This window comes from Pseudoscardovia suis (assembly GCF_002797875.1).
GTDB classification, from domain to species: domain Bacteria; phylum Actinomycetota; class Actinomycetes; order Actinomycetales; family Bifidobacteriaceae; genus Pseudoscardovia; species Pseudoscardovia suis.
On record NZ_PGFC01000016.1, the window covers coordinates 1 to 5,687 of the forward strand.

At 62.6% G+C, this 5,687-nt stretch carries 3 rRNA genes; all 3 read left to right on the forward strand.

Features of this window, described 5'->3' with window-relative positions:
• Window positions 1-323 precede the first annotated feature (323 nt).
• Window positions 324-1,847 (forward strand): 16S ribosomal RNA (locus tag CLV65_RS08590).
• Between the two features lie 466 nt (window positions 1,848-2,313).
• Window positions 2,314-5,387, forward strand: a 23S ribosomal RNA gene (locus CLV65_RS08595).
• A gap of 171 nt (window positions 5,388-5,558) precedes the next feature.
• A 5S ribosomal RNA gene (rrf, locus tag CLV65_RS08600) occupies window positions 5,559-5,675 on the forward strand.
• Together the 16S, 23S and 5S rRNA genes form the textbook arrangement of a ribosomal RNA operon.
• The last annotated feature ends 12 nt before the right edge of the window (window positions 5,676-5,687 follow it).

Sequence of the window (5,687 nt, forward strand, 5' to 3'; positions counted from 1 at the left end):
GGGGTGTGGGTTTGTGGGTGGTTTGTGTTTTTGCGGGGGGTGGTGTATGTTCTTCTCTTGCTGCTTCGAGGGGCGGCGGCCGGCTGGGTCCGGTCGTCTTGCCTCGTGTGTGGTGGTGGTTTGAGAACTCAAGAGCGTGTTTTGTGCTACTTTACAAGTCATTTGATTGCCAGTGGGGCGGGGCCTGCGCCGTTTGTGCGTGGGTGCCGGTGGGCTTGATCCCGTCCCGGTTTTAGTGCGATGGCCTTTCCCCGTGTGTTTCATGGGGTTTGGTTTTTTCGTCGTTTCTTTATTTTGGAGCCGTTCGGCTCTTCCATGGTTTTTTCGTGGAGGGTTTGATTCTGGCTCAGGACGAACGCTGGCGGCGTGCTTAACACATGCAAGTCGAACGGGATCCCGCGGGCTTTGCTTGCGGGTGAGAGTGGCGAACGGGTGAGTAATGCGTGACCAACCTGCCCCATTCTCCGGAATAGCTCCTGGAAACGGGTGGTAATGCCGGATGCTCCGCCCCCTCGCATGGGGGGTCGGGAAGGCTTTTGCGGAATGGGATGGGGTCGCGTCCTATCAGCTTGTTGGCGGGGCGACGGCCCACCAAGGCTTCGACGGGTAGCCGGCCTGAGAGGGCGACCGGCCACATTGGGACTGAGATACGGCCCAGACTCCTACGGGAGGCAGCAGTGGGGAATATTGCACAATGGGGGGAACCCTGATGCAGCGACGCCGCGTGCGGGATGGAGGCCTTCGGGTCGTGAACCGCTTTTGATTGGGAGCAAGCGTGAGTGAGTGTACCTTTCGAATAAGCACCGGCTAACTACGTGCCAGCAGCCGCGGTAATACGTAGGGTGCAAGCGTTGTCCGGAATCATTGGGCGTAAAGGGCTCGTAGGCGGTTCGTCGCGTCCGGTGTGAAAGCCCATCGCTTAACGGTGGGTCTGCGCCGGGTACGGGCGGGCTTGAGTGCGGCAGGGGAGGCTGGAATTCCCGGTGTAACGGTGGAATGTGTAGATATCGGGAAGAACACCGATGGCGAAGGCAGGTCTCTGGGCCGTCACTGACGCTGAGGAGCGAAAGCGTGGGGAGCGAACAGGATTAGATACCCTGGTAGTCCACGCCGTAAACGGTGGACGCTGGATGTGGGGCCCGTTCCGCGGGTTCCGTGTCGGAGCTAACGCGTTAAGCGTCCCGCCTGGGGAGTACGGCCGCAAGGCTAAAACTCAAAGAAATTGACGGGGGCCCGCACAAGCGGCGGAGCATGCGGATTAATTCGATGCAACGCGAAGAACCTTACCAAGGCTTGACATGTGCCTGGCGGCCGCGGAGACGCGGCTTCCCTTCGGGGCGGGCTCACAGGTGGTGCATGGTCGTCGTCAGCTCGTGTCGTGAGATGTTGGGTTAAGTCCCGCAACGAGCGCAACCCTCGCCGCGTGTTGCCAGCGGGTAGTGCCGGGGACTCGCGCGGGACCGCCGGGGTTAACTCGGAGGAAGGTGGGGATGACGTCAGATCATCATGCCCCTTACGTCTTGGGCTTCACGCATGCTACAATGGCCGGCACAGCGGGGTGCGATGCCGTGAGGCGGAGCGGATCCCTGAAAGCCGGTCTCAGTTCGGATCGGAGCCTGCAACCCGGCTCCGTGAAGGTGGAGTCGCTAGTAATCGCGGATCAGCAACGCCGCGGTGAATGCGTTCCCGGGCCTTGTACACACCGCCCGTCAAGTCATGAAAGTCGGCAGCACCCGAAGCCGGTGGCCTGACCCTTGTGGGGGGAGCCGTCTAAGGTGAGGCTGGTGATTGGGACTAAGTCGTAACAAGGTAGCCGTACCGGAAGGTGCGGCTGGATCACCTCCTTTCTATGGAGTTTTCTTTTCATCATTGCGCGCCTGTGTCTCCTGCCTTTGCGGGCGGGTGGGCGCGCGTGCATTGCTGGCTGCGGAACGGATGGTGGCTTGTCTCGCCCCGTGGGGTCGTTCCCTGGGGTGGGTGGCATGGGACGTGCTTTTGGGTTCCCGGGCCGCGGCCGTGTGTCGTGCAGCCCGTCCCGCCCGCCTGGCGCGCCGGTGTTTGCCGGTGGTCGTCGTGTGGGCGCGGGCCCGTGGTTTGAGAACTGGATAGTGGACGCGAGCGAGCGTCCGGCCTCCCTGTTTCGGGTGGCCGGTGTCTCGTTGTGATTTTTCCTGATTCCCGGCGGTTTGTCTGCCGCCGGGGTCGATCGTTTGTGATCGTCAGTGTGATGATTGTCGTCTGGCATTATTTAGGGGCCCCTTCGTGGGGTCTTCTCGCGAGCCCGGTGTGGTTCCCGCCCTTTGGGGCGGGGGTCGTCATGCCGGTATGGGCTCATGGTGGATGCCTTGGCGCATGGGACCGATGAAGGACGTTGGAGGCAGCGATATGCCCCGGGGAGCCGCCAGCCTGGCTTTGATCCGGGGGTTTCCGAATGGGGGAACCCACCCGCCGTCATGGGCGGGTACCATGCCGTGTGGCGTGGGGGGTACGCAGGGAAGTGAAACATCTCAGTACCTGCAGGAAAGGACATTCCGTGAGTAGTGGCGAGCGAAAGCGGAGGATGGCTAAACCTTGTGCGCGCGATACCCTCCGGGGGTTGCGCATGGGGTGTCGTGGGAGCGTGCGTCCCGTTGCCGGAGCGGCGGGGCGGAGTGATAAAACGGCGTGCCGGCCGAACAGGCTTGGAAGCCTGGCCGCAGTGGGTGATGGCCCCGTAGGCGAAGGCATGCCGTCTCCGTGTCATGTTTCCCGAGTAGCGCGGGTCTCGTGGAACCCCGTGTGAATCTGCCCGGACCGTCGGGTAAGCCTGAATATTCCCGTGCGACCGATAGCGTACTAGTACCGTGAGGGAAAGGTGAAAAGCACCCCGGGAGGGGAGTCAAACAGATCCTGAAACCGTGAGCCTGCGAACCGTCGGGGCCTGCCTTCGGGCGGGTGACGGCGTGCCTATCGAAAAATGAGTCTACGAGTCAGTGGCGTGTGGCGAGGCTAACCCGTGTGGGGGAGCCGTAGCGAAGGCGAGTCTTAATGGGCGTTTGAGTCGCATGTCCTGGACCCGAAGCGGGATGATCTAGCCCTGGGCAGGTTGAAGCGCGGGTAAGACCGCGTGGAGGACCGCACCCACCTGGGTTGAAAACCGGGGGGATGACCTGGGGCTAGGGGTGAAAGGCCAATCAAATTCCGTGATAGCTGGTTCTCTCCGAAATGCATTTCGGTGCAGCGTCGCGTTCTTGCCTGGCGGGGGTAGAGCTACTGGATGACCGAGGGCCCGTTGCGGGTACCGACCTCAGCCAAACTCCGAATACCGTTCAGGTTTCATCGCGGCAGTGAGTCGGCGGGGGATAAGCTCCGTCGTCGAAAGGGAGACAGCCCAGACCGTCGTCTAAGGTCCCCAAGCGTGTGCTAAGTGGGAAAGGATGTGGGGTCGCATAGACAGCCAGGAGGTTGGCTCAGAAGCAGCCATCCTTGAAAGAGTGCGTAACAGCTCACTGGTCTAGTGGTCCTGCGCCGACAATGTAGCGGGGCTCAAGCACACCACCGAAGACGCGGCAGCGCCTGTTGGCGCTGGGTAGGAGAGCGTCCCCCCGTGGGCGAAGCGGCGGCGTGAGCCTGCCGTGGACGCGGGGGGAGTGAGAATGTAGACATGAGTAGCGAGACGCGGGTGGGTATCCCGCGCGCCGGATGACCAAGGGTTCCAGGGCCACGCTTGTCGTCCCTGGGTGAGTCGGGTCCTAAGGCGAGGCCGACAGGCGTAGTCGAATGGATAAAGGAGTGGATATTCTCCTACCGGTTCGCGACCGTCCGGTCCGAGACCGTTTCCGATGCATGGGCTTGCGTGCCGTGGGTTGCTTCGGCTTCCCGCGTGCGTGGGTTGCGTGCGGCTGGGACGGCAGTAGGGCAGCACTGGGGTGACGCGGGGAGGTAGCCGGCCGCGGAGGTGGTTTTCCGTGGCCAAGCGTGCGGGCCGTCCGGCAGGCTATCCGCCGGGCATGTGGCCGAGGCGCGACGGTGGGGCCCTTTCGGGCCGAATCCGGTGATCCTCCCTGCCGAGAAAAGCCTCCGTGCGAGGGCGCGTGCCGCCCGTACCCGAAACCGACACTGGTGGTCTGGTAGAGCATACCAAGGCGATCGGGCGAATCCTGGTCAAGGAACTCGGCAAAACGCTCCCGTGCCTTCGGCATAAGGGAGGCCCCCTCGGGTGAGGCCCCATGCGGGCGGAGCCTTGGGGGGCGGCACAGGCCAGGGGGTAGCGACTGTTTACCAAAAACACAGGTGCATGCGAAGGCGCAAGCCGCTGTATATGCACTGACGCCTGCCCGGTGCCGGAAGGTTAAGAGGATCCGTCAGCCCTTGTGGCGAAGCGGTGAATTCAAGCCCCGGTAAACGGCGGTGGTAACTATAACCATCCTAAGGTAGCGAAATTCCTTGTCGGGTAAGTTCCGACCTGCACGAATGGCGTAACGACTTCCCCACTGTCTCGACCAGGAGCCCGGCGAAATTGCAGTACGAGTAAAGATGCTCGTTAAGCGCAGAAGGACGAAAAGACCCCGGGACCTTTACTATACCTTGGTATTGGCGTTCGGTTCGGATTGTGTAGCATAGGCGGGAGGCTTTGATCGTGGGGCGCCAGCCCCGCGGGAGCCGCAAGGTGAAATACCGTTCTGTCCGGATTGGACGTCTAACCTCGATGAGTCATCCTCATCAGGGACAGTGCCTGGCGGGTAGTTTAACTGGGGCGGTTGCCTCCCAAAGAGTAACGGAGGCGCGCAACGGTCCCCTCGGCCCGTTTGGCAAGCGGGTGTCGAGTGCAATCGCACAAGGGGGCTTGACTGCGAGGACGGCGGTCCGAGCAGGGACGAAAGTCGGTGATAGTGATCCGGTGCCGGCGCACGGGCGCGGCATCGCTCAACGGACAAAAGGTACCCCGGGGATAACAGGCTGATCATTCCCAAGAGTCCATATCGACGGGATGGTTTGGCACCTCGATGTCGGCTCGTCGCATCCTGGGGCTGGAGCAGGTCCCAAGGGTTCGGCCGTTCGCCGATCAAAGCGGCACGCGAGCTGGGTTCAGAACGTCGTGAGACAGTTTGGTCTCTATCCTCTGCGCTCGTTGGAATCCTGGGGAGCCCTGCCCATAGTACGAGAGGACCTGGGTGGACGAACCTCTGGTATGCCGGTTGTCGCGCCAGCGGCACGGCCGGTTGGCTACGTTCGGTTGGGATAACCGCTGAAAGCATCTAAGCGGGAAGCCCCCTCCGAGATTAGGATTCCTTGGCGCCCTCGGGGCGCCGTGAGACCCCTTGTAGAACACGAGGTCGATAGGCCGGACGTGGAAGCCCCGCGAGGGGCGGAGCGGACCGGTACTAACGGTCGAACGCATGAACGACCTTCCCCAGGCTCGGGGAGGCCCCCTTGGAGCCCCTGCCGGCGGCAGTCACCGCGGGTCACGGGCGATCGAAGAACCAAGCGAGGCAACAGCCCGCTCGCGTCCCTGTCCGGTCCCCGAACCACGGGAACCACACCCCCGCCACAGCGGGGAGGATAAAACAACATAGTCTTGCGGCGGCCATGGCCCGGGGGAGACGCCCAGTCCCATTCCGAACCTGGAAGCTAAGGCCCGGCACGGCGATGGTACTGCACCCGGCAGGGTGTGGGAGAGTAGCACGCCGCCGCACCAACACTCACAC